The sequence below is a fragment of the Methylobacterium sp. R2-1 genome, from assembly GCF_014191355.1.
Taxonomy (GTDB): domain Bacteria; phylum Pseudomonadota; class Alphaproteobacteria; order Rhizobiales; family Beijerinckiaceae; genus Methylobacterium.
This window is the reverse complement of sequence record NZ_JACHWM010000013.1, coordinates 81,464-102,256: the sequence shown is the minus strand read 5'-3', so window position 1 is coordinate 102,256 and position 20,793 is coordinate 81,464. Positions and strand designations below refer to the sequence as shown.

At 66.4% G+C, this 20,793-nt stretch carries 17 protein-coding genes, 1 tRNA gene and 6 pseudogenes; 14 read left to right on the top strand and 10 right to left on the bottom strand.

Annotated elements, in window-relative coordinates:
- Nucleotide 1 precedes the first annotated feature (1 nt).
- Both FHU13_RS18475 and FHU13_RS18470 read left to right on the top strand, forming a co-directional pair.
- A complete protein-coding gene (locus FHU13_RS18475) occupies nucleotides 2-724 on the top strand; it encodes a response regulator (RefSeq protein ID WP_183437316.1) in 723 nt (240 codons plus the stop codon).
- Nucleotides 721-2,238, top strand: coding sequence for an ATP-binding protein (locus FHU13_RS18470; protein ID WP_183437315.1), 1,518 nt, complete (start codon nucleotides 721-723; stop codon nucleotides 2,236-2,238). Before FHU13_RS18475 ends, FHU13_RS18470 begins: the two co-directional genes overlap by 4 nt.
- Nucleotides 2,239-2,275: 37 nt before the next feature.
- Here FHU13_RS18470 and FHU13_RS18465 read toward each other — a convergent pair whose 3' ends face one another.
- A complete protein-coding gene (locus FHU13_RS18465) occupies nucleotides 2,276-2,932 on the bottom strand; it encodes a glutathione S-transferase family protein (protein WP_183437314.1) in 657 nt (218 codons plus the stop codon).
- Nucleotides 2,933-3,311: 379 nt separating this feature from the next.
- On the opposite strand from FHU13_RS18465, the gene FHU13_RS18460 reads away from it, so the two are divergent.
- Both FHU13_RS18460 and rpsU read left to right on the top strand, forming a co-directional pair.
- Nucleotides 3,312-4,526 (top strand): polyhydroxyalkanoate depolymerase, encoded by a 1,215-nt coding sequence (locus tag FHU13_RS18460; RefSeq protein ID WP_183437313.1) that lies wholly within the window; start codon nucleotides 3,312-3,314, stop codon nucleotides 4,524-4,526.
- 325 nt (nucleotides 4,527-4,851) lie between these two features.
- Nucleotides 4,852-5,160 carry a 30S ribosomal protein S21 gene (gene rpsU / locus FHU13_RS18455; RefSeq protein WP_108941567.1) on the top strand — a complete coding sequence of 103 codons (309 nt, stop codon included), beginning with the start codon at nucleotides 4,852-4,854 and terminating at the stop codon, nucleotides 5,158-5,160.
- Between the two features lie 109 nt (nucleotides 5,161-5,269).
- Here rpsU and FHU13_RS18450 read toward each other — a convergent pair whose 3' ends face one another.
- Nucleotides 5,270-5,659, bottom strand: a complete 390-nt coding sequence (locus tag FHU13_RS18450; protein ID WP_183437312.1) for a response regulator — start codon at nucleotides 5,657-5,659, stop codon at nucleotides 5,270-5,272.
- Between the two features lie 283 nt (nucleotides 5,660-5,942).
- On the opposite strand from FHU13_RS18450, the gene FHU13_RS18445 reads away from it, so the two are divergent.
- Nucleotides 5,943-6,728: a class II glutamine amidotransferase gene (locus FHU13_RS18445; protein WP_183437311.1), complete on the top strand. Its 786-nt coding sequence runs from the start codon at nucleotides 5,943-5,945 to the stop codon at nucleotides 6,726-6,728.
- Nucleotides 6,729-6,877: 149 nt separating this feature from the next.
- Nucleotides 6,878-7,669 (top strand): TSUP family transporter, encoded by a 792-nt coding sequence (locus FHU13_RS18440; RefSeq protein ID WP_183437310.1) that lies wholly within the window; start codon nucleotides 6,878-6,880, stop codon nucleotides 7,667-7,669.
- Between the two features lie 28 nt (nucleotides 7,670-7,697).
- On the opposite strand, the gene FHU13_RS18435 is transcribed toward FHU13_RS18440, so the two are convergent.
- Together FHU13_RS18435 and FHU13_RS18430 are read right to left on the bottom strand one after the other, a co-directional pair.
- Nucleotides 7,698-8,744 (bottom strand): MaoC family dehydratase, encoded by a 1,047-nt coding sequence (locus FHU13_RS18435; protein WP_183437309.1) that lies wholly within the window; start codon nucleotides 8,742-8,744, stop codon nucleotides 7,698-7,700.
- Between the two features lie 198 nt (nucleotides 8,745-8,942).
- Nucleotides 8,943-9,233: a YggT family protein gene (locus FHU13_RS18430; RefSeq protein ID WP_003604312.1), complete on the bottom strand. Its 291-nt coding sequence runs from the start codon at nucleotides 9,231-9,233 to the stop codon at nucleotides 8,943-8,945.
- A 123-nt stretch (nucleotides 9,234-9,356) separates the two neighbouring features.
- On the opposite strand from FHU13_RS18430, the gene FHU13_RS18425 reads away from it, so the two are divergent.
- Nucleotides 9,357-9,432: transfer RNA gene (locus FHU13_RS18425), tRNA-Ala, on the top strand.
- A 172-nt stretch (nucleotides 9,433-9,604) separates the two neighbouring features.
- On the opposite strand, the pseudogene FHU13_RS18420 reads toward FHU13_RS18425, so the two are convergent.
- Together FHU13_RS18420 and FHU13_RS18415 are read right to left on the bottom strand one after the other, a co-directional pair.
- A pseudogene (locus FHU13_RS18420) lies at nucleotides 9,605-9,861 on the bottom strand (transposase); the annotation flags it as partial.
- Nucleotides 9,862-10,576: 715 nt separating this feature from the next.
- Entirely contained in the window at nucleotides 10,577-11,305 is a 729-nt protein-coding gene (locus FHU13_RS18415; protein ID WP_183437308.1) for a hypothetical protein, read from the bottom strand.
- A 322-nt stretch (nucleotides 11,306-11,627) separates the two neighbouring features.
- Here FHU13_RS18415 and FHU13_RS18410 point away from each other — a divergent pair, with 322 nt between their 5' ends.
- Nucleotides 11,628-11,942, top strand: a complete 315-nt coding sequence (locus FHU13_RS18410; RefSeq protein ID WP_183437307.1) for a hypothetical protein — start codon at nucleotides 11,628-11,630, stop codon at nucleotides 11,940-11,942.
- A 4-nt stretch (nucleotides 11,943-11,946) separates the two neighbouring features.
- Complete coding sequence (locus FHU13_RS18405) at nucleotides 11,947-13,824, top strand: SUMF1/EgtB/PvdO family nonheme iron enzyme (RefSeq protein WP_183437306.1); 1,878 nt, start codon at nucleotides 11,947-11,949, stop codon at nucleotides 13,822-13,824.
- Nucleotides 13,825-13,984: 160 nt separating this feature from the next.
- On the opposite strand, the pseudogene FHU13_RS18400 reads toward FHU13_RS18405, so the two are convergent.
- Nucleotides 13,985-14,311, bottom strand: a pseudogene (locus tag FHU13_RS18400) (transposase); the annotation flags it as partial.
- On the opposite strand from FHU13_RS18400, the pseudogene FHU13_RS18395 reads away from it, so the two are divergent.
- Nucleotides 14,311-14,495, top strand: a pseudogene (locus FHU13_RS18395) (IS630 family transposase); the annotation flags it as partial. The pseudogenes FHU13_RS18400 and FHU13_RS18395 sit on opposite strands and share 1 nt — an antisense overlap.
- A 9-nt stretch (nucleotides 14,496-14,504) precedes the next feature.
- Nucleotides 14,505-14,687, top strand: a pseudogene (locus tag FHU13_RS18390) (IS3 family transposase); the annotation flags it as partial.
- Between the two features lie 4 nt (nucleotides 14,688-14,691).
- Here FHU13_RS18390 and FHU13_RS27860 read toward each other — a convergent pair.
- Nucleotides 14,692-15,270 (bottom strand): annotated as a pseudogene (locus FHU13_RS27860) (WD40 repeat domain-containing protein); the annotation flags it as partial.
- Nucleotides 15,271-15,528: 258 nt separating this feature from the next.
- On the opposite strand from FHU13_RS27860, the pseudogene FHU13_RS18380 reads away from it, so the two are divergent.
- Nucleotides 15,529-16,508 (top strand): annotated as a pseudogene (locus tag FHU13_RS18380) (IS630 family transposase).
- A gap of 16 nt (nucleotides 16,509-16,524) precedes the next feature.
- Here the strand turns inward: FHU13_RS18380 and FHU13_RS18375 are convergent.
- Nucleotides 16,525-17,568, bottom strand: a complete 1,044-nt coding sequence (locus FHU13_RS18375) for a GTP-binding protein (protein ID WP_183437409.1) — start codon at nucleotides 17,566-17,568, stop codon at nucleotides 16,525-16,527.
- A gap of 163 nt (nucleotides 17,569-17,731) precedes the next feature.
- Entirely contained in the window at nucleotides 17,732-17,917 is a 186-nt protein-coding gene (locus FHU13_RS18370; RefSeq protein WP_183437304.1) for a DUF1289 domain-containing protein, read from the bottom strand.
- Between the two features lie 90 nt (nucleotides 17,918-18,007).
- Here FHU13_RS18370 and FHU13_RS18365 point away from each other — a divergent pair, with 90 nt between their 5' ends.
- Complete coding sequence (locus tag FHU13_RS18365; protein ID WP_183437303.1) at nucleotides 18,008-18,286, top strand: metal/formaldehyde-sensitive transcriptional repressor; 279 nt, start codon at nucleotides 18,008-18,010, stop codon at nucleotides 18,284-18,286.
- Between the two features lie 264 nt (nucleotides 18,287-18,550).
- Nucleotides 18,551-20,788, top strand: a complete 2,238-nt coding sequence (locus FHU13_RS18360) for a TonB-dependent siderophore receptor (protein ID WP_183437302.1) — start codon at nucleotides 18,551-18,553, stop codon at nucleotides 20,786-20,788.
- The last annotated feature ends 5 nt before the right edge of the window (nucleotides 20,789-20,793 follow it).

Here is a 20,793-nt window from a genome sequence, read left to right as displayed (position 1 = left end):
CATGACCACGAACCCGCCGACGCCCCACATCCTCGTCGTCGAGGACGACCGCGAGATCAGCGCCCTCGTCGCGCGCTACCTGCGCGCCAACGAGTGCCGTGTGAGCCTCGCCGGCGATGGGCGCGAGATGGACCGGGTGCTGGCCGATGCCCGGGTCGATCTCATCGTCCTCGACCTGATGCTGCCCGGCGAGGACGGCCTGAGCTTGTGCCGGCGTCTGCGGGCCTCGTCGCAGGTACCGATCCTGATGCTCACGGCCAAATCGGAGGAGATCGACCGGATCGTCGGGCTGGAGATCGGCGCCGACGACTATCTCGGCAAGCCGTTCAACCCGCGCGAATTGCTGGCGCGCATCCGGGCGATCCTGCGGCGCAAGGGCGCCGAGCCGCAGGACGGGGAGAGCACGCGCCGCTTCCACTTCTCGGGCTGGACCCTCGATGTGGGTCTCAGGCAGGTGCTGAGCCCCGAGGGCGCGCGCATCGCCATCACGGGGGCCGAGTTCGACCTGCTCCACGCGCTCTGCCTGCGGCCAGGCCGTGTCCTCTCCCGCGACCAGCTCCTCGATCTGACGCAGGGGCGGGCGGCGGGCCCGTTCGAGCGCAGCATCGACGTCCTGGTCTCGCGCATCCGCCAGAAGATCGAGCGCGACCCGCGCAATCCCGAGATCATCCGCACGATCCGCTCGGGCGGCTACCTGTTCGCGCCGGAGATCGGCCGCTCATGAGCACCGTGAGAAGCACCTTGAGAACCGCGGCTGAGCCTCCTGCCACGGCTGCCCCCGTACAGTCCCGAACCCGGCCGCGTTTGTCTTGGCCACGCTTGTCTTGGCCACCTTTGCCTTGGCCACCTTTGCCTTGGCCGCGCCCGCAAAAGGCCGCCGGGCAGATCGCCCTCCTCGTCGTCGCGGCCCTGCTCGCCGCCCACGTGCTGGCGGCGGTCACGATGCTGGCCCTGCGCGAGCCGTGGCGGCCGGACGAGCGGCCCGGCGTCGCCGCGACCCGGCTCTCCACCGTCGCGCGGCTGCTCGACGCCGCCGAGCCGAGCGAGCGCGACGGGATTCTCCGGGCGGCGGCACGCAGCCTGCCGACCCTGCGCATCGCCCCCTGGGACGGCGCCGTGCCGCCCGTGGGGCAGGGCGATGCGGAGGACGAGATCGGGCACCATCCCCTGATCGAGCGCCTGCGCGACGGCTTCGGGCGGCCGCTGCCGGTGACCGACCTCTCCCCCGGCCACGACCGGGGGAAGACCGGCCTCCTGCAGGTCGGCCTCACGACGCCGACCGGCGCCCGGCTGCGGGCGGTGCTGCCCGACGATTTCCCGCGCCCGCCGGCGCAGGGGCCGATCATCTTCACCTTCGTCTTCTTGGGCGTCAGCCTCACGCTGCTCTCGTTCTGGGCGACGCGGGCGCTGACCGCACCGCTCGCCGGGCTCGCCGCGGCGGCGGAGGCCTTCGGCACGGCGGAGGAGCCGCCGCCGCTGCCCAAGCGCGGTCCGGAGGAGGTGCTGGCGCTCGCCCGCGCGCTGGACCGGATGCGCACCCGCCTGCTGCGCCTGCTCGACGACCGCACGCAGATGCTGGCCGCGATCAGCCACGACCTGCGCACCCCGATCACCCGCCTGCGGCTGCGGGCCGAGTTCATCGAGGACGAGCGCGCCCGGGAGATGACCCTGCGGGACCTCGACCAGATGAACGGGCTCGTGGAATCCGCGCTCTCCTACGTCCGGGACGGGCAGGGGGCGCCGGGCGAGGGCGAGACCACGCTGATCGACCTCGCCTCGGTGGTGCAGACGGTCTGCGACGGGTTCAGTGACATCGGCGCGGCGGTGAGCTTGGAGCGGACCCGCCACGTCCTCGTGCGCGGCCGCCCCGACGACCTCCAGCGCGCGATCACCAACCTGGTCGACAACGCCGTGAAATACGGCGGCGGCGCCCGTCTCGTCATGGGACCGGCGGGCTCGAGCGACCACCCCGGCGTGGCGGTGGAGGTGATCGACGACGGCCCCGGCATCCCGGATGCCGAGCGCAGCGCCATGCTCCAGCCCTTCGTGCGCGGCGACCGAGCCCGCAACCTCGATGCGGCGAGCGGCTTCGGCCTCGGCCTGTCGATCGTGCTCGCCATCGTCGAGGGGCATGGCGGGCGCCTGCGCCTGGAGAACCGCCCCGGCGGCGGCTTCTGCGCGCGCATCGAGCTGCCGCTCGCCGCCGGGCGGACGAAGACGGAGGAAGCCTCCGCCTGACGGGGCCGGACCGGCGGACGCCCTCCGCCGTCCGTCCTCAGAACTCCATGTCGAGCTCCTCGATCTCCTCCGGCTCAGCTTCGGCGAGCGCTGCCCACTCGTCCATCAGATCCCAGGCCAGGATCGTGTCGCGGTAGGTGGCCGAGGTGAAGGGGAGGGTGACATCGTAGGTTCGGAAGCGGGTGCAGACCGGGGCATACATCGCATCCGCCAGGGTCGGCCGCGCCCCGAACAGGTAGGGCCCGCCCGAGCGCGACAGACAATCCTCGAAGATCGTGCAGATGCGCTCGATGTCGCCCTTGGCGCCGTTGAAGATCTTGAAGCCGCGGTGGAGGCTGCGCAGGTTCATCGGCAGGGCCGAGCGCAGGTTGACGAAGCCGCCATGCATCTCGCCCGACACGGCACGGCAGCGCGCGCGCTCGGCGGCGGCCTCGGGCAGGAGGCCGGCTTCCGGCCGGATCTCGTTGAGGTACTCGGCGATGGCGAGCACGTCCCACACCACGATCGCGCCGTGCTCCAGCCGCGGCACCAGGAAGGACGGCGACAGGTGGAGCAGTTCGGCCCGCGTCGCGGCGTCCGAGCCGGACAGCACCTCCACCGAGAGGTCGAGCCCGGCCATCCGGCACAGCAGCCAGCCGCGCAGGGACCAGGACGAGTAGTTGCGACTGGAGATCGTGAGCGTCGCCTCGGCCATGGCTCTCCCCCGGATACGCGTTTGCCTGAGCCGACGGCCCAAAGCTCTCAGCCGACATCCAAGACTCGTGCCGGATCTCGTGCCGGATCTCGTGCCGAGCTTCGTGCCGAGCCGCGCGCGGAGAGTTCCACTTTCCCGGCAAGAGCATTCATCCTCTCGCGGCAGGCGCGCAAAGTGATGCATCCACATCACAGCGGCGCGGGATATCCATTTGATCGGTTGCGCCCAATCCAGAACCGCTTAGCCTGCTACGTCCGGCATCGTCTCGTGAGGGCGGCAGAGGCGATGCGGGGAGCGAAGCGGGCGAATCCGGGCCATTCGGGACGTTCGCGAGAGAGTGGCGCGTGCAGGCACCTTGCGCGCTTGGAGTTTGGGCCCGATGCTCTACCAAGCCTTCGATGTCCAATCGGACATCGCCCGGCAGACCCGCCAATGGGGCCGCCTCCTGCAAGAAGCTTCCGCGCCGTGGTTGCGGACGCCCTGGCACGACGCCGCGAAATGGTGGTCGGCGGGCGCGCGCATGATGATGCGGGCCGGCCTCACCTTCGCGCGGCCGGCCTACGGCATCCATGCCGTCAGGGTCGGCAACCGCGACGTGCCGGTGATCGAGGAGCCGGTGCTCGCCACACCCTTCGGCACCCTGCTCCGCTTCCGCAAGGACATCGACACCGTCCAGCCCAAGGTCCTGGTGCTCGCTCCCCTCTCCGGCCACTTCGCCACCTTGCTGCGCAGCACCGTGCGCACGCTGCTGCCCGACCACGACGTCTACATCACCGACTGGCACAATGCCCGCGACGTGCCGGTCTCGGAAGGGCGCTTCGGCTTCGACGACTATGTCGATCACGTCGTGCGCTTCCTGGAGACCATCGGCGAGGGCGCCCACCTCATGGCCGTGTGCCAGCCCGCGGTGCAGGCGCTCGCCGCCACGGCGGTGATGGCGCACACCAAGAACCCGGCGCAGCCGCGCAGCATGACCCTGATGGCCGGGCCGGTCGATTGCCGCGTCAGCCCGACCTCGGTGAACAGGCTCGCCATCTCGAAGCCGATCGAGTGGTTCGAGCAGAACCTGATCGAGACGGTGCCCGGCCGCCACAAGGGCGCGGGGCGGCGGGTCTATCCGGGCTTCATGCAGGTGTCGGCCTTCGTCTCGATGAACGCCAAGCGCCACTCGGACGCGCATACGGACCTGTTCTGGCACTACGTGGACGGTAGCGCGGACAAGGCGCAGGCGATCGAGACCTTCTACGACGAGTATTTCGCCGTCCTCGACCTGACCGCCGAGTTCTACCTCGAGACCGTCAAGACCGTCTTCCAGGACTACACGCTCGCCCGCAACCAGCTCACCTATCGCGGCGAGCCCATCGACATGGGCGCCATCCGCCGCACCGCCCTGATGACGGTGGAGGGCGAGCGCGACGACATCTGCGCGGTGGGTCAGACCATGGCTGCCCACGACCTCTGCTCGGGCCTGCCGCCGCATATGAAGAGCCACCATCTCCAGGCAGGGGTGGGCCATTACGGCGTGTTCTCGGGGCGCAAGTGGGAAGCGCAAACCTACCCGATCGTGCGTAACTTCATCGCCTCGCACGCGTGAGACCGTCCCTGCAGGCGGCCTGATCGTCTGAGCATCCCTCGCCGCGCTCGCGGGGAGAGGGAAACCCGGCCGATATCCGGACACCAAAGTCAGAAGCCGTTCCGCGCCTGCTCAAAGCGCAAGAGGCTTTCCTGCACTTCCAACACGAACCTGTTTCGTGTATGCCGCGCGCTCAGGTGCAATTCTTTCGCACCGATTCGGCTGCCGTCACGACGCTTCCTCCGGAATGAGACCGGGGCAGGGGCGCCTGACGGCTTTTTCCCGGTTCCGCCGGGAATCCGAGGCCGGTGCGGTTCGAAACAACAGATCCTAGGGGTTGATTCCGTTGCAGGTACTCGTTCGCGATAACAACGTCGATCAGGCGCTCCGCGTCCTCAAGAAGAAGATGCAACGCGAGGGCATCTTCCGCGAGATGAAGCAGCGCAAGGCCTACGAGAAGCCCTCCGTGCGCAAGGCTCGCGAGAAGGCCGAGGCCGTCCGCCGCGCCCGCAAGCAGGCCCGCAAGACCGCGATCCGCGAGGGCCTGATCGCCGCGCCGAAGCCGAAGCCCCGGACCGGCGCGCCGCGCCGCCCCGGCATGCCGAGCTTCTCGCAGCAGCCGGCTGCCGTCCAGGCGCCCGCCGCCGCCTCCTGAGACCCACCATCTGAGACGCGCCGGCCCCGGAGCGGGCCGCGCGATCCGGATACGAAAAAGGCCCCGCCGGCTCGACCGGCGGGGCCTTTTTCGTGGAGAACGACCCGGCTCAGGCGGCGCGCGCGGTGAGCGTGGCGCGTTCCGCCTGCCGCAGCAGTTCCAGGGGCAGCCAGGGCTTGCGCATGTAGACCGCATGCGGCGGGATCTCGGTCCGGCGCTCCTCGCGGGCCTCGGAGGTCACCACGAGCCGCACCTCCGGCCAGCGGTCCTCGACCGCGCGCGCGAGCGCCGCGCCGTCCATCGCGCCCGAGAGATGCGTATCGGCGATCACCATCGCCACCGTCACGTCGCCGCGTTCGAGCACGGCCAGCGCATCCTCGGCGCTCGAACAGGCGATGACGTCGAGGTCAGTCTCCTCGATCAGGACGGTCGCAAGGTCGCGGGCGGCCTCGTCCTCCTCGACGACGAGCGCGACCGGGCTGTCTCCGGAATGAGCCATGATGTCTCCCTGAAGCTGTGCGAGCGGTTCGGAAGCGGCGGCCCGGCCATGGGCGCGCCGCGGCGGAATCGGCGGCGCCGACGATGCTTGCCCTGCGACAACAAGTTCGGGGATGATCGGTTCAGCGAAATTGTGCCAGCCCGAACCCTTCCGATCGATCCCTCCCTTAACGGGCTGTTCATCACACGAGACGAATTGTTACAGTCCGGCGACGCGGGGCGGTCCGAACGGACTGATGCTTGCATAGCTCGCCCTGGACCGCAAAGGAGGCTCTCGTCCCGCCATGTGCCGCTTCCTCGCCTATCTCGGTGAGCCGGTCTTCCTGAACGAGCTGGTCTGCGCCCCGACCCATTCGCTGGTCCATCAATCGCTGCACGCCTCCGAGGCGAAGACCGAGATCAACGGCGACGGATTCGGAATCGGCTGGTACGGCGAGCACGCCGAGCCTGGCCTCTACCGCGACATCTGCCCCGCCTGGTCCGATGAAAACCTCGTGAACCTCTGCCGGCAGGTGCGCGCACGGACGTTCTTCGCCCACGTGCGCGCGGCCACCGGGACGGCGACGACGCGAGCGAACTGCCATCCCTTCGCCCATGGCCGGCACCTGTTCATGCATAACGGCCAGATCGGCGGCTATCACCGGATCAAGCGCCGCCTGGAGGCGCTGATCCCGGACGAATTGTACGACACCCGCCGCGGCTCGACCGATTCGGAGGCGCTCTTCCTGCTGGCGCTCGCCAACGGCCTGGACTCCGATCCGGTCACCGCCATGGAGGCGACCTGCGCCACCGTGCGCGGCCTGATGCAGGAGGCGCGCGTCACGGACGCCTTCCGCTTCACCGCCGTGCTCACCGACGGCGAGAGTCTCACCGCCTTCCGCTGGGCCTGCGACGGCCGCCCGCCGAGCCTGTACTACCGCGAGAGCGAGCGCGGCCTCACCGTCGTCTCCGAGCCGATCGACGGCTGCAAGGAGGGCTGGAAGGTCGTGCCGAAAGGCGGAACGCTGCGGGCCAACCGCGGCAGCCGCGCCGTCGTCAGTCTGCCGCGCACGGAGCGCGCCGCCGCCTGAAGCTTGCCCAGGCGGGGCAGCCGTGGTCAAGGATTCGAAAGGACGAGTCCTTGTCAAAGGTGCAGGGCAGGGCCCTGCATTCGGCTTCGCCGGCTTCAGGGCCCTGCCCTGACAACCCGCCAAAGGGCTGCAAGCCCTTTGGGATCCCGATGAGCATTGAGTTCGAGACGGTCGCCGGCCTGTTCGGCGTGGCCGTGGTGGCGGGCGCCATCGACGCCATCGCCGGCGGGGGCGGGCTGATGACCCTGCCGGCCCTGCTGCTCGCCGGGCTCGATCCCGTGAGCGCGATCGCCACCAACAAGCTTCAGGGCAGCGCCGGCTCGGTCTCGGCCACGATCGCCTTCGCCCGGCGCGGATTGATCCGCTGGCCGGAGGCGGCCCCCGCAGCGCTCGGGGCCGGCCTCGCCTCGGTGGCGGGCGCGCTCTGCGTCAGCCTGCTGCCGCGCCCGGTGCTCGACGCGCTGGTGCCGCTGATGCTGGTCGGGATCGCAGGCTATTTCGCCACTGCGCGGCGGATGAGCAACGAGGACGCGGCCGCGCGCATCACGCCCGGCCTGTTCGCCGTGACGCTCGCGCCCGCAATCGGCTTCTACGACGGCGTGTTCGGGCCCGGTGCCGGCTCGTTCTACATGATCGGCTTCGTCACCCTGCTCGGGCTGGGCGTGGTGCGGGCCACCGCCCACACCAAGCTCTCGAACGCCGCGAGCAATCTGGGAAGCCTCGCCCTGTTCACGCTCCAGGGCGCGGTGATCTGGCCCGTCGGGCTCGCCATGGCAGCCGGTGCCTTTCTCGGCGCCCAGGTCGGCTCAGTGCTCGCCGTGCGCCTCGGCGCCCGGCTGATCCGCCCGCTCCTCGTCGTCATCGCCTGCGCGATGGCGCTGCGCCTCCTCTCGAACCCGGCCAACCCGTTGCGTCAGGCTGTTGCCGGGTTCTTTTCGTAGGGGCGTCAGCCTCTTATGGGCCGACGTTTCAGCGCGGGATGAAGGCCCAGTAGTCGAGATCGAGGATCACCGACGGGTCGTAGCCCTCGCCCTGCCTGTCCGGATAGGCGCCGCAGGACTGGTTCTTGGCCGCCACCGTGCGCAGGCGCAGCGCGCCGATATCGCTGCGGCCGGGGAGTTCGGCGGTCTCCAGCACCTCGGACCAGGCGTAGACCGTATCGCCCGCAAACAGCGGGGCGACGTGGCGGCCGGCATTGATGCCGCCGATGGCGAAGGCGTTGGCGAGCCCGTTGAAGCTGAGCGCGCGGGCGAGCGAGATGACGTGGCCGCCGTAGATCAGGCGCTTGCCGAACTTGGTCTCCCGCGTCGCCACCGCGTCGAAATGGACCTTGGCGGTGTTCTGGAACAGGCGCGTGGCGATCTGGTGCTCGGCCTCCTCGACGGTCATGCCGTCGACGTGATCGATCTTCTCGCCGACCGCGTAATCCGCGAAGCGATGCGGGCTGCCGGCCAGCGCGTTGTCGTAGGCGGCGGGATCGAGCGGGGGCAGGGCGTGGGCAAGGTCGGCCGGGTTCACGACCTTGGCGAGCTGCGGCACGTGCTCCTCGGCAACCTTGGCATCCGGGTCGCGCTTGCGCACGAGAACCCAGCGGCAATAGCTCAGCACGGTCCGGCCCGAGGCATCGGAACCGGTCGAGCGCACGTAGACCACGCCGGTCTGGCGGTTGGAGCTTTCCTTGAGGCCAATCACCTCGGAGACGGTGGAGAGCGTCTCGCCGGGATAGACCGGGCGGTGGAAGCCGCCCTCGGCGTAGCCCAGATTGGCCAGCGCGTTGAGCGAGACGTCCGGCACGGTCTTGCCGAACACCACGTGGAAGGTGAGCAGGTCGTCGAGCGGGCTCGCCGGGTAACCGATCGCCTTGGCGAAGGCGTCCGAGGATTGCACGGCGAAGCGCGGGCCGTAGAGGGCGGTGTAGAGCGCCACGTCGCCCGTGGTGACGGTGCGCGGCGTGGCGTGGCGGATGGTCTCCCCGAGGCGGAAATCCTCGAAGAAGCGGCCGGGATTGGTCTTCATGGCGCGCGCGTCGCTCCCTGTGCGGCTCTTGCTGGCCGAGCCGGGCACCGTCTTGAATACCGTATTCAAAACGAGGCCCTAAACTTCTGACGTTGCATCGGCTTTTCGGCCGAACCGATGCCCGACCGCCTTAGCAACGAGCCCGGCGCCCGCGCAATGCCGCGCTTGGCGCCGGGCTGGATGGCGCCGGATGCGGGCTCAGAAGGCGAGCTGGACGTAGAGGTCGGTCGCAAGCTTCTGCGCAAACAGCAGGAGCAGGATCAGGATGATCGGCGAGATGTCGACGCCGCCGAGATTGGGCAGCAGGTTGCGGATCGGCCGCAGCACCGGCTCGGTGACGCGATAGAGGAATTCGCCGATCTGCGAGACGATCGGGTTGCGCACGTTGACCACGTTGAAAGCCACGAGCCAGCTCAGCACCGCGCTCGCGACGAGGACGTAGATGTAGAGCTGGATAATGGTATTGAAGAGCCAGAGCAGGGCATTCATGCGGGGGGTATCGGTCCTCGTCGCCCCAAACGCACGCCCGGCGCGGAATGCGCGGAGCGCGGCGGGGAATTTCCTGAATTGACAGGCCGAAGCGGACAAGCCTACAAGGCCCTCGCCTCGGACGGGGCTGTAGCTCAGATGGGAGAGCGCCGCAATCGCACTGCGGAGGTCAGGGGTTCGATTCCCCTCAGCTCCACCAGGTTTCTCGACGGACGAAATTCTCGTTTGTTGCCAGGACCTTGGTGGTCGCGCTAATTTTCATGCGTACCCCAGAACGTACCCCAATCACGTACCCGGAAAATTCGATTTTTGGGTCCCATTCGGTGCTTGACCAAGCCTTGGGGCGATCGTGTACCGCCGCTGTGGCTTTTTCGCAGGTGGGCCTTGTGCTTGGCGAAGGCTTCCTCGATCGGATCGAGGTCGGGCGAGTAGGCCGGGAGGTAGAGGAGCCGGGCTCCCACTGCCTCGAAGCGCTTGCGGATCCTGCTGATCTTGTGAGCTAGCGGGTTATCCGTGACGACCGTGGCACCGGACTGGGGGCCGGAGCGAGCACGTCCGTCACGTAGGTGCGGAAGGTCTGCCCGTTCATCGCTCCATCGAGCAGCCAGGGCGCGATGATGCCGCGGGCGCTCGCCGGTGGCTGGTATGGACGAAGAGCTTGACCGGGAGCGGTGAACAGAGGGCGAGGTTCTCGCTTTCGTACGAGATGGCCGATCGTAGGACGTGGCAGCGACGAAAGCTGGACAAGCGTTGGGAGGCGGCCTCGCCGAGCGGGCCGCGCATACTTGGAGGACGTGAGGAGGGTGACGGGGTGTAAAGCGGGCGCGTCAGCTCGTGCCACGCCCAGCGTTGTTGGAGGCCGGTCTCCCAGCATTCCTGGGAGCTTTCCCCGGCATCCTCCCGATCCTCAATCGCGACGACCATTCCTGTCGAGGCACCGAATCGGCTACGCTGCTTCCGCACGAACGGATGAGGCAAACGATGATGGCTGACCAGCAGCCTATGAGCGACGCCGACCGAACCGGGGATCGGGACACCCTCGCAGAGAGGATAGCGAGGCTGGAAGCCGAGGCGTCCGTCCGCTAGGAAATGGATCGACACTTGGTCGACGAGGGCGTGGCCAGGGCCGTCCAATCAATTGGCATAGTGGTAGACTACCTGACCGACCGCGGGCTCGTCGACAGAAAGAATCTCCGTGAGCATGTCGAACGGCACTTCGCGCTCGCGACGGGCAGCGAAGCGCCGGACCGATCCGGACTTGCCATAGATATCTATGGCTGGCTCACCTGGTCCGAGGCAAGCAAGCTTCGGGTGAGCCCCTCCCGCTGGCTCGGAGAGGGCTGTTATAGGCTAGGAGCGGGTGGGGCGGAGCCGAGCTTGACCTCATAGTCTACGCCAGCGGGGAGATGCAGGCGGAACTGGATATTGCTCAGAAGGGAACCGCACGCCGACCGCGCCACACGCGCCGCATCAGTGATTGCCTTGTGGCTCTGGGCATGCTGATTCGTCCACTTACCTTCCCTGTGGGCAAGCGATTGCAGCATGTCGAACTGCGTGCGTGCCATTCCGTCGCCCCTGGCTTGGCACGCAGGTGAATCCCACTCCTTCATCAATTGCGCCGCTGCGAGAGTGGTCACGCACAGCCCGAGGCAAGCAACCGTTCCGACGGCAAGAAACCGAAGGTGGAGAGGGTTCTCCAGATACGCTCCGGCGAATCTGAATCTCAACTCGTCCGGGTATCCTTCCGCATGCGGATCGAACAGGCGAAGACGACCAATCAATTGCAAAAGCGCTCGGAAGGCCTCGTCGCTGGGCCTGGCCTGCAAGGCGCGACTTAGCGCGCCCGCCGACGCAGCCGGGACTTGGTCCAGCGATTCTTTTTCCAGTACCCACCTTCCATAGACGGCGGTTGCGACAATCAGCGCACGGCATGCCGCTATCCTGACCAGCTCGTCGGCAAAGTCTCCGATGCCCAGGAGATCTCCGCCGCGATTGACGGCAAACCCAAAGCCGACCGGCCCTTCCTTGAGAAGGCCTATGAGCGCGTCGGAGTCGTCGGGAGGCAGGTCCACGTATGCGATCCCGGTCCGATCCCAGGTTGCCTATGAGTAGGGTTCATCTGGTGCAACCGGGAACACGTCGGTCAAGAAGGAGGGTCTGATCGCCGGCATACTCGAAAGATCGAGACCACGTTGGCGCCGTTGCCCTCGACGGGCAGCACGCGGGCGAAACGGGGGACGCAGTGCGATGGCGAGGCCGAGTGGTTGCTAAGACCAGGAGGGTGGCGTTGCCGCGCGGACGGGTTTGAAATGCATTACTGTACGGCCGATTCTGCGTCCGGCGAGGCCGCGGCTGCGATTCGGGGGGACGTGCGGCGTGCTTCTAGACAGCTTGGTGGCCCAGATCTCGGTCGCGCTCCTCGGGGGCGCGGCGGCGGAGACGCTGCACTGGTATGCGCTTTCGCGTAAGCCGGAGGCCCTGGCCCAGTACCAAGCCGGGCCGATCTACTGGGCGGCGACGGTCGCGATGATCCTACTGGGCGGTGCTATGCCGCTTCTCTACCTGCAGGGCTCGTCATCGGCCTTGCTCTGCTTCCATCTCGGTGCGGCAACGCCGGTGATCGTGCAGAAGCTCATCGCCAACGTGCCGTCGGCAACTGCCCGTCAGGGCGAACGCACGGTTTCGTTGAAGGACTTCTTGCGGTGGTGAACCGATGGAGGACCTGACCCAGCTGAGTTTCGTCCCCCTCGACGGGGAGGCTCCGGCCGATCTTGGGCTCGAGGCGTTGCCCAATGCGCACGGGGTCCTGAGCCGCGTGAGGTCGGCCTTCGACGCCTTCTGCGCCGGCGACCTGCCGGTGGAGATGGTAAGCGCGACGGCCGTGCCGGGAGCACCGGCGCGCGGCATCCACCTGATCTATGCCTACGGCCACGCCTGGCTCGTCCAAGGAGAGCCAACCACGGCCTCCCGCTCGGGGAACGAGACCGTGGTCGAGGGGGCGGGGAAGCTCCTCTCCAGGCTTGTCCGGCCAGAGGCGGCGGATCGTACCGTGCTGGTCCTGGACTGCTGCCACGCCGGTGCCTTCGACTCCTGTCTCGGGTCGGCCGCCGTCACCCCGCGGCTCACGGTTTATGCCTGCGGACCGGACGAGAAGGCGATCGCGTTGATCGGCGACAACGCGAGCCGTCTCAGCATCGGGCTCGCGAAGCGCCTGCGTGGCGCCGGCGCGGTCGCCGACCTGGTGGAGGTCGTGTCGGCGGTCTGTCGGGATCTCGCGGCGGACGGGGTGATCGCCGGGCAGGCGGTCGACTACCGGATGAACGGCCGGCCCTTGCGCTTGTCGCGGCACGGCCCGTCGAGTCGCGGCCGCCGCGAGCGAACGGTGGCCCTGGTCCGAAATGCACTGCTCGGCGTGGGCGCCCTCCTCGCCCTCACGGTCATCTGGCTGGCTTGGTTCTATCGCGGCCACGCGCTTTTGGACGTGGATCTCGCAGGCCTGCCGAGCATCGCGAGCGACGTGCGGTTGACCGTGACGGAGGAGGATCCCGGAAGCAATGCGAGCACCCTTTACGCGGAGGTGAAGCCGTCGGGAGGACGTGTCAGGTTGTGGGTTCCGGCCGCAGACATCATCGTGAAGGTCGAGGCTAGGTACGTTGACGGCGCCGACCGCAGGCTCGGATTCCATCTCCTGCTGAGTCCGGGCTTCGACCCGCTCGGCAAGGCTTTGCACCTCACGTTGCCGGACGCGCGGGAGGTCCAGGCACATCCAGGAATGGCGCACGTACCGGCAGCCCGGTGGGTGCACGGGCTCGACCAGGAGCTCCGGGCAAACCGCAGGCCTTACTGGATCGACGTGCGCCCCCCCACCGTCGAGGAGTACCTCCCAAAGGTGCGCGCCATGCTCAAGGCGGGGCGCATCAAGCGCGAGAATTCGTTCATGCTCACGTTCCTACCGCGCCGGTCGGCAATCGATCAGGTCGGTGCCGGGCAGGTCCGGGAACTCGGAAGGGACCTGGGGGCGATCTTCGGGAAGATCGATGCCGGGACCTCGCCGCGGGTGTCGGCACCGGGCGACATCGTGGTCGGCACCGGCGAGGTGCCGTGCGCGACCTGTCCGCCTCCGATGACCCAGTTCGAGGCCCGCGCCTATTGCGCGTTGCGCGGGATGCGCCTCCCGACCGACCTGGAATGGGAACTCGCGACCCGCGGAGTGGACGGACGCGCATATCCCTGGGGCAATCGGTTCGACGAAAAACGCGCCAACGTCCCTGGCCTGCCTGCCAAGGGGCAGCCGTCGCCCGCGCTCAAGCCGGTGGACGCCTACCCGGGCGAGCGCAGCCCCTTCGGCCTGCTCGACACGGTCGGAAACGCAGGGGACTGGGTGGAGAACGAGTCCGGATCCTACGAAAGCGTCTACATGGGCGCGACGTACCGGTTCAACCCGGAGGACGCGACGGCCTTCCGCATGCTGCCGGTCACCGACGCGGACTACCTCGTCCGCGAGATCACGACGCGCTGCGCGGTCGATGCGGTGCCCGCCGCGGCCGGGGAGGGGCCCGGCGCTCGGCCGCGCGGCGAGGGTCCGCGATAGGAACCCGCGGCATCCCGTGAAGATCGCGAGGCCGCCATCAGGATCCCGTGGCTCGGGCAGCGAGCCAGCGGACCGCCAGCGCCTTACCGCCCCCTGGCGGGTCGCGCCCAGGATGCTACATCCACCGACAGTAAGACGAAGCCCAACACGCCGAGCTTGCTCACTTTACGTTCTCACGTCTGTCGTGTCTGGACAATCCTGTCGAGGCACCCGCGCAGCCGGCTGCAGCGAGGCAGTTGCGGCACTCGTTGGCCGTGACGCGAGCGAAGGCCTGCCGGATAGTGTGCCACAGGTCTGGGACAGTGCGGGCAGCCGCGGTTCGGAGCAGTCCCTTCAACTTGGCGAAGATCTGCTCGATCGGATTGAAATCCAGACTGTAGGGCAGAAGGTAGAGCAGCTTGGCCCCGGTGGTCTCGATAGCCTCGCGCACACCCGCCCCCTTGTGGGCCTGCAGGTTGTCGAGGATGACGGTGCCGCCGGGCCTGACTGCACGAGTTGCGCGACGCCCTGGTCCAGCACGGCGTGCAGACCAGCACGAGCAGCCTGTCCCGTTTCTTCGCCCGGCACGGCATCACCCGTAGAAAGGTTCGATCCACGCAGCCGAGCAAGCGCGCGAAGACGTAAGTGCGGCTCGCGAGGCTTGGTTCGAGAATCAGGACGCCCTCGATCCCAGCTGGGGGCGGATCAAGCTGATCCATCGCCGTGGACCATGGCGCTCCTTCGAGGCGGTCGAGTTCGCCACCCTCGAATGGGTCGATTGGTTCAACACCCGCCGATTGCTCGAACCGATCGGCAACGTGCCTCCCGCCGAGGCTGAGGCGCGCTACTTTGCTCAGGCCGAGGTGCAAGCCTTGGCCGCCTGACCCAAACCCAACGGCCTCCGGGAAACCTGGGGCGGTTCACAGACCAACTTACGTCGATGTGCGAGCCTTTCCAGGAGATTACCTCAGGTGCAGCGTCCAGGTTCGGGTACCAGAGGCTAACGCCATTGTAGTGCGCGACCACGAGGCGATAGCCCTTGGGTGCAAAGGCGAGGCCGCGAGCCGTAGAGGGGGCCTCGAAGATGCTCTCATGGCCCTTGGCATCTCGCGCGACGACGCGACGCCCAGCTGAGAAGGCAAGACTACCATCCCGATGCAGGGCGAGTGCATCGATCCAAGCGGTACCCTTTGCCACCGCTTTCTCACTGATCGCGCCGTCGCGCCTGATTTCGACGATGCGCCCATCATCACCGCCGGTAACGAGCCGGTCGGCGTCTCCTGCTGCGACGAGGATTGAACCTTCTGGATGAGCTGCTATCCGCGCAACCTCTCCCTCCCGTTCTAGGACCACATTGCCGTCGCTCAGTGCCAATGCCAAAGTACTGCCGACCCAGTGCACTGCTGTCACGTGCGCGCCAGTCTCGATTTTGGCGACGTGGTCCATCAGAAATACGGGTGTACTCATGCGCAAATCCTACCGGGCAAACCATGAAAAACCTACGCACTGCCCTATCGGCGGATAGCTTCGCCAACACGGTAGTGTGCAATACTGCATGCATTTCCTGGATGAAGCGGGGTGGCCATATAAAGACCACCGCCACCGTCAGGCTGCTACCTTACAGTACAAACACAGCTGCAGACGCCAGGCAGCTATCTTAGAGCTGCGCCCGACCGATCTGCAACGGCATTTAGGGAGAGGCGTTGACGGGCTGAGGAGGCGCCGATGCCGTCAGCCTTATCGGTCGATCTGCGTGCGCGTCGTGGCCGCGATGGCGGCGGGGGCCTCCTGCCACGGCGCAGCCGCCCGCTTCGGGGTGAGCGTGTCGAGCGCCAGCCGCTGGGCGGGTCGCTTGCGGCAGGACGGTCAGGTTGCGCCCCGAGCGCGCGGGGGCGATCAGCGCTCCCGGGCCATCGAGGCGCACGCCGACCTGATCCAGGCCACCTACGAAGCGCGGCCCACGATCTGTCTGCACGAACTGCGCGCTGCCTTGGCCGAGCGCGGGGTGGAGACCAGCACGAGCGGCCTGTCGCGCTTCTTCGCCCGGCACGGCATCACCCGCAAAAGGGGGCACAGCACGCGGCCGAGCAGGAGCGGTCGGACGTGAAGGCCGCCCGGGAGGACTGGTTCGCGAACCAGGATGCCCTCGACCCGGGCCGTCTGGTGTTCCTCGACGAGACCGCGGCCGCCACCAACATGGCTCGTCGCTACGGGTGGGCACCGCGGGGCGAGCGCTGCCGGATGAGCGTGCCCCAGGGCCACTACAAGACGACCACCGTCACTACAAGACGACCACCGTCACCGCCGCGCTGCGCGCCGACGGCCTGTGCGCGGTCGATCTAGCCGACGGCGCCACGAACGGCGGGCGCTTCCGCGCCTACATCACCGACACCTTGGGCCCCGTGCTGCGGCCCGGCGACACCGTGATCCTCGACAACTTGGCCGCTCACAAGGTGGCAGGCGTGCGCGAGGCGGTCGAGGCGACGGGCGCGCGCCTGCTGTACCTCCCGCCCTACAGCCCGGACTTCAACCCGATCGAGCAGGTCTTCTCCAAGCTCAAGCGCCTGCTGCGGACGGCAGCCGCTCGCACCGTGCCCGAGCTGTGGGCAGCTATCCGGCAGGCGCTCACCCGCGTCACCGCCCAGGAGTGCCGCAACTGCCTCGCCGCGGCCGGATACGCAGACGACAGGGCCGTTGCTACATGATCGGGCGCGGCTCTAGTTAAGCTACACATGCTTCGAACCCAGCACGCAAGTTTTGAGCATCGAGGTTGCGTCCGATAAGGACTAGGCGCGACTCCCGCCGCTCGGCTGCTTCCCATGCCCGCTGCGGCTTGCCGTCAATCAGCATATGGACGCCTTGGACCACGAAGCGGTTGTCGTCGTTCTTGAAGGCCAGAATGCCCTTGGAACGAAGAATATTTTGACCCTCGCGTTGGGTAAGTTCGGAAAACCAGGGAATGAAGCGCTCGGGATCTAGGTCGCCGGCAACGGAAAGGGCCACGGATTGCATGTCTTCGTCATGGTGGTGCACCAATCCACCTTGGCGATGAACGCTGTGTCCGTGGCCATCGCTTTCGGTATGTTCAGCCTCGCCGTGGTGATGGTGGTCGTGGTCTTCATCCTCCAGGAAATGAGGTTCCAAAGTCAGTATACGGTCTAACTCAAATGCACCTCGGTCTAGCACCTCAGCGATCGGGATCTGGCAATTGGTCGTGTGATGGACGCGGGCGTAGGGATTGATGGTGTGTATCCGACTTGCGACAGTCTTCAAATCCTCCGCTGATACAAGATCCGTCTTGTTGAGCAGGATCACGTCGGCGAAGGCAATCTGGTTCTTAGCTTCAGGAGCGTCGCGCAGGCGATCGAGAAGCCATCTCGCGTCGGCCACAGTAACGATCGCATCTAGGGCTGCATTGCTGGAAACATCATCATCTACGAAGAAGGTCTGGGCGACCGGAGCAGGGTCGGCGAGCCCCGTAGTCTCGACGATGATCGCGTCGAACCGGCCACGACGCTTCATCAATCCGTCGAGAATGCGGATCAGGTCGCCACGAACGGTGCAGCAGATGCAGCCATTGTTCATCTCGAACACTTCTTCGTCGGCGCCGACCACGAGGTCGTTGTCGATGCCGATCTCGCCGAACTCGTTGACGATCACGGCGTAGCGCTTGCCGTGCTGCTCGGTGAGGATGCGGTTGAGCAGTGTCGTCTTGCCGGCTCCGAGATAGCCGGTGAGCACGGTCACAGGAATCTTTTCTGACATCATTATCTCCAATGAACGATAGCCGATCGGCACCCCATGCACCGCAGCAACGTTATAATGATACATGGCGCGCGAACGACTCTCCGACAGATCGTTTGCTGCCTGCTGGCACCATGGGGGCGAGTTTGATTGCCTTGTCAGCAGAAAAGCGGCGCAGACGACCTTAACGAATGTCTTGTTTCGTCACTTGCTGTATACGACGTTGTAGCTCACGAGATAGTGCAGTGCGTCGGTAAGGGGTCATCTTCCGCCATGCTTTGATCTCGCTCATCGTTCGGCCGCATCCTGCACACCATCCAGTGCGATTGTCGAACTGACAGACCCCGGTACAGGGATCATCCTTCTTCATGGCAGGACCTTTGCGCCATGTCGGGCGATCCCGCTCAGCAGATGGTAGGGTACCCCCCTATGCCCTGTCACACAAGCGAAAGTCGCTCTGATGGCTCATGCGATCAAGGATAAGGCGAAGGTGCTGGCGCGCGTTCGTCGGATCAAAGGACAGGCGGAGGCCGTCGAACGGGCTTTAGGGGCTGAACTCGGCTGTGCCGATGTGTTGATGCTCGTTGCCTCAATGCGCGGCGCCATCAACGGCCTGACTAGTGAGTTGATAGAAGACCATATTCGACATCATGTTGTAAATCCGGACAATGAGGCCGATCCTGCACGAGCGAAAGGAGCAGCCGAACTGATAGAGGTCGTGCGCACTTATATGAAATAACGCAATATTTTCTCGACAAACAGCGAGTGAGACTATTCTAGATATGAGGTCGCGCACGGAGCGGCAACATATCAGCCACCGTGTGCGCACCGCCCACGTCTACTTCCATCCGGCCGTCACCCGCTCCTGGAGGTTTACTGCTCCGAGCAGCGCTGTCTGGGCCGTAGACGGCACTCCGAAGTGAGGCACTTGTAACATTATAACGTTACCTTTAAGGACTGCATGGATCGGCGCGGATCGCGCCCGGACGGTTGATTTCTTGCGATGCCGACACAGAAGCCCCTCGCCAAGCCATTCGGCTGGTCGCTCCGTCAGCGTTCGCGCCTACCTACTGTCCTGCTCCTAACTGCCAGCACTGTCGCTCTCACCTCAGACAATGCGGCCGCAGAAGAGCGGGCGGAAAGCGCTGATCGGGGACACGCTATCTCTCTGGATGAGCTTGCCGTTTCTGGCTCAGGATCAGGGACCCGGCTGCTAGCTTCGGCGCCTTACACTGCGGCCCCAACTGGCCTGAACCTCACTACGCCGAGCCGGAGCGCTAGCCGCCTCGACCTGTCGCCGCTGCAGACGCCCGCCAGTATCGAGGTCATCCCGGGTCAGAAAATCCGTGAGCGCGGGCAACAGACCGTGCAGGAGGCGATCACACAGAACGCCGCCGGTATCACGACGATCAGCTCGCCCGGCAACGGCTTTGGTGCCTACACCTCTCGCGGGTTCTCCGGGGTGAACTCGGTGATGCAGCTCTACGACGGCACCCGGCTTTTCGTCGGCGTCAACACCACGACCTATCCGTTCGATACCTGGAACGTGGACCGGATCGAGGTGCTGCGCGGTCCGGCTTCCGTGCTCTACGGCGACGGCGCGATCGGCGGCGTGATCAACGTGGTGCCCAAGAAGCCGGTCGCCGTGCCAGTTAACGCTGCCCGCGCCGCCCTCGGATCGGACGGCGTCAAGCGCCTTGCCGTCGACAGCGGCGGACCGATCGGTGAGAACCTGTTCTACCGCCTCAACGTCAGCGGCAACCAAGTCAATGGCTGGCTGAACCAGAATGGAGAGTTCGCGAACCTCGCCGTCTCCGGCTCACTGCTCTATCAGGCGACCCCGGATCTCGCCGTCACGCTCTCGCACGATTACGGCTACCAAGAACCCTTGCGCTACTTCGGAACACCCCTGATCGGGGGACGCATCGACCCGCGCCCGCGCTTCCAGAACTACAACATCGACGGCAGCCGCATCGCCTTCGAAGACAACTGGACCCAGCTGAAGGTGGAGTGGTCGCCGAGCGACGACATCGTCATCCGCAACACCGCCTACCGCCTGCTCGCAGACCGGCACTGGCGCAATCTCGAGAGCTACGCCTTCGTCCCGAGCACAGGCCTCATCCGGCGCAGTAGCCCGATCGAGATCTTCCATCACCAGGAGCAGATCGGCAATCGCTTCGACGCGACATTCAAGGGTACGCTGTTCGGCTTCCGAAACGAGTTCGTGGCGGGCTTCGAGGTCAACCACATCGATTTCCGCCTGCGCAACAACTCGCCCTATCGCAGCGAGAACACCGTGAACCCATTCTTCTTCGATCCGGGCTTCTTCAGCAGCCTGGACAGCGTCCGGCCGCTCTACGTGTCGAGCACGGATCAGTACTCTCTCTTCGCCGAGGACCGGCTGATCCTATCCGACCAGTTCTCGCTGATCGCCGGGGTGCGCTACGACGCGCCGACGGTGCGCCGGGAGGACCTGGTTACGCCGTCACAGAGCTTTACCAAGGATTTTAGCGCGCTCAGTTACCGCTTCGGCGCCGTCTACAACCCGACCCCGGATAGTTCGATCTACGCAAGCTACGCGACCGCTGTCGATCCGGTGAACTCGCTGATCACGGTGCCGATCGCTCAGAAGGACTTCAAGCTCTCCGCCGGCGAACAGGTCGAGGTCGGCTACAAGCAGTTGTTCTGGGAAGGACGCGGCGAGTTCACCCTGGCCGGCTACCGCATCAACAAGCGCGATCTTCTGACCGTGGATCCGCTGCGGCCGCAGGTTTCGATCCAGGTCGGCAGCCAGTCGTCCCACGGTGTCGAGGCGTTCGTGTCGCTCGGATTGTGGGAGAACTGGCGGGTGGAGGGCAATCTCGCCCTGCTGCACGCGCAGTACGACGACTTCCAGCAATCCGTCGGCGGCGTCGCGGTCAACTTCGCCGGCAACCAGCCGATCTCGGTGCCTGAGCGCATCGCCAACCTCTGGCTGAGCTGGGCCTTCGCGCCGCGCTGGGAGGCGCGGGTCGGCGTTCAGTTCGTCGGTGAGACCTTCAGCGACTTCGCCAACACGGTGCGGCGCCCGGACTACGAGGTCGTCAACGGCAGCGTCGACTACCGCGTCAGCGATAATTCCCGTTTCAGCGTCCGCGTCTACAACCTGCTCGACAAAGTCTACCCCGTGACCGGCAGCGCCAACACTTGGCTGCTGGGCCGGCCGCGCTCGGTCGAAGTCGCCTACAACATTGCCTTCTGAGGGCG

Bases quoted from the DNA above. Each gene is read 5' to 3' on its own strand.
- FHU13_RS18475 (WP_183437316.1), top strand. From the start codon at position 2: ATGACCACGAACCCGCCGACGCCCCACATCCTCGTCGTCGAGGACGAC.
- FHU13_RS18470 (WP_183437315.1), top strand. From the start codon at position 721: ATGAGCACCGTGAGAAGCACCTTGAGAACCGCGGCTGAGCCTCCTGCC.
- FHU13_RS18465 (WP_183437314.1), bottom strand. From the start codon at position 2,932: ATGGCCGAGGCGACGCTCACGATCTCCAGTCGCAACTACTCGTCCTGG.
- FHU13_RS18460 (WP_183437313.1), top strand. From the start codon at position 3,312: ATGCTCTACCAAGCCTTCGATGTCCAATCGGACATCGCCCGGCAGACC.
- FHU13_RS18450 (WP_183437312.1), bottom strand. From the start codon at position 5,659: ATGGCTCATTCCGGAGACAGCCCGGTCGCGCTCGTCGTCGAGGAGGAC.
- FHU13_RS18445 (WP_183437311.1), top strand. From the start codon at position 5,943: ATGTGCCGCTTCCTCGCCTATCTCGGTGAGCCGGTCTTCCTGAACGAG.
- FHU13_RS18440 (WP_183437310.1), top strand. From the start codon at position 6,878: ATGAGCATTGAGTTCGAGACGGTCGCCGGCCTGTTCGGCGTGGCCGTG.
- FHU13_RS18435 (WP_183437309.1), bottom strand. From the start codon at position 8,744: ATGAAGACCAATCCCGGCCGCTTCTTCGAGGATTTCCGCCTCGGGGAG.
- FHU13_RS18430 (WP_003604312.1), bottom strand. From the start codon at position 9,233: ATGAATGCCCTGCTCTGGCTCTTCAATACCATTATCCAGCTCTACATC.
- FHU13_RS18405 (WP_183437306.1), top strand. From the start codon at position 11,947: ATGGAGGACCTGACCCAGCTGAGTTTCGTCCCCCTCGACGGGGAGGCT.
- FHU13_RS18375 (WP_183437409.1), bottom strand. From the start codon at position 17,568: ATGTCAGAAAAGATTCCTGTGACCGTGCTCACCGGCTATCTCGGAGCC.
- FHU13_RS18370 (WP_183437304.1), bottom strand. From the start codon at position 17,917: ATGAAGAAGGATGATCCCTGTACCGGGGTCTGTCAGTTCGACAATCGC.
- FHU13_RS18365 (WP_183437303.1), top strand. From the start codon at position 18,008: ATGGCTCATGCGATCAAGGATAAGGCGAAGGTGCTGGCGCGCGTTCGT.
- FHU13_RS18360 (WP_183437302.1), top strand. From the start codon at position 18,551: ATGCCGACACAGAAGCCCCTCGCCAAGCCATTCGGCTGGTCGCTCCGT.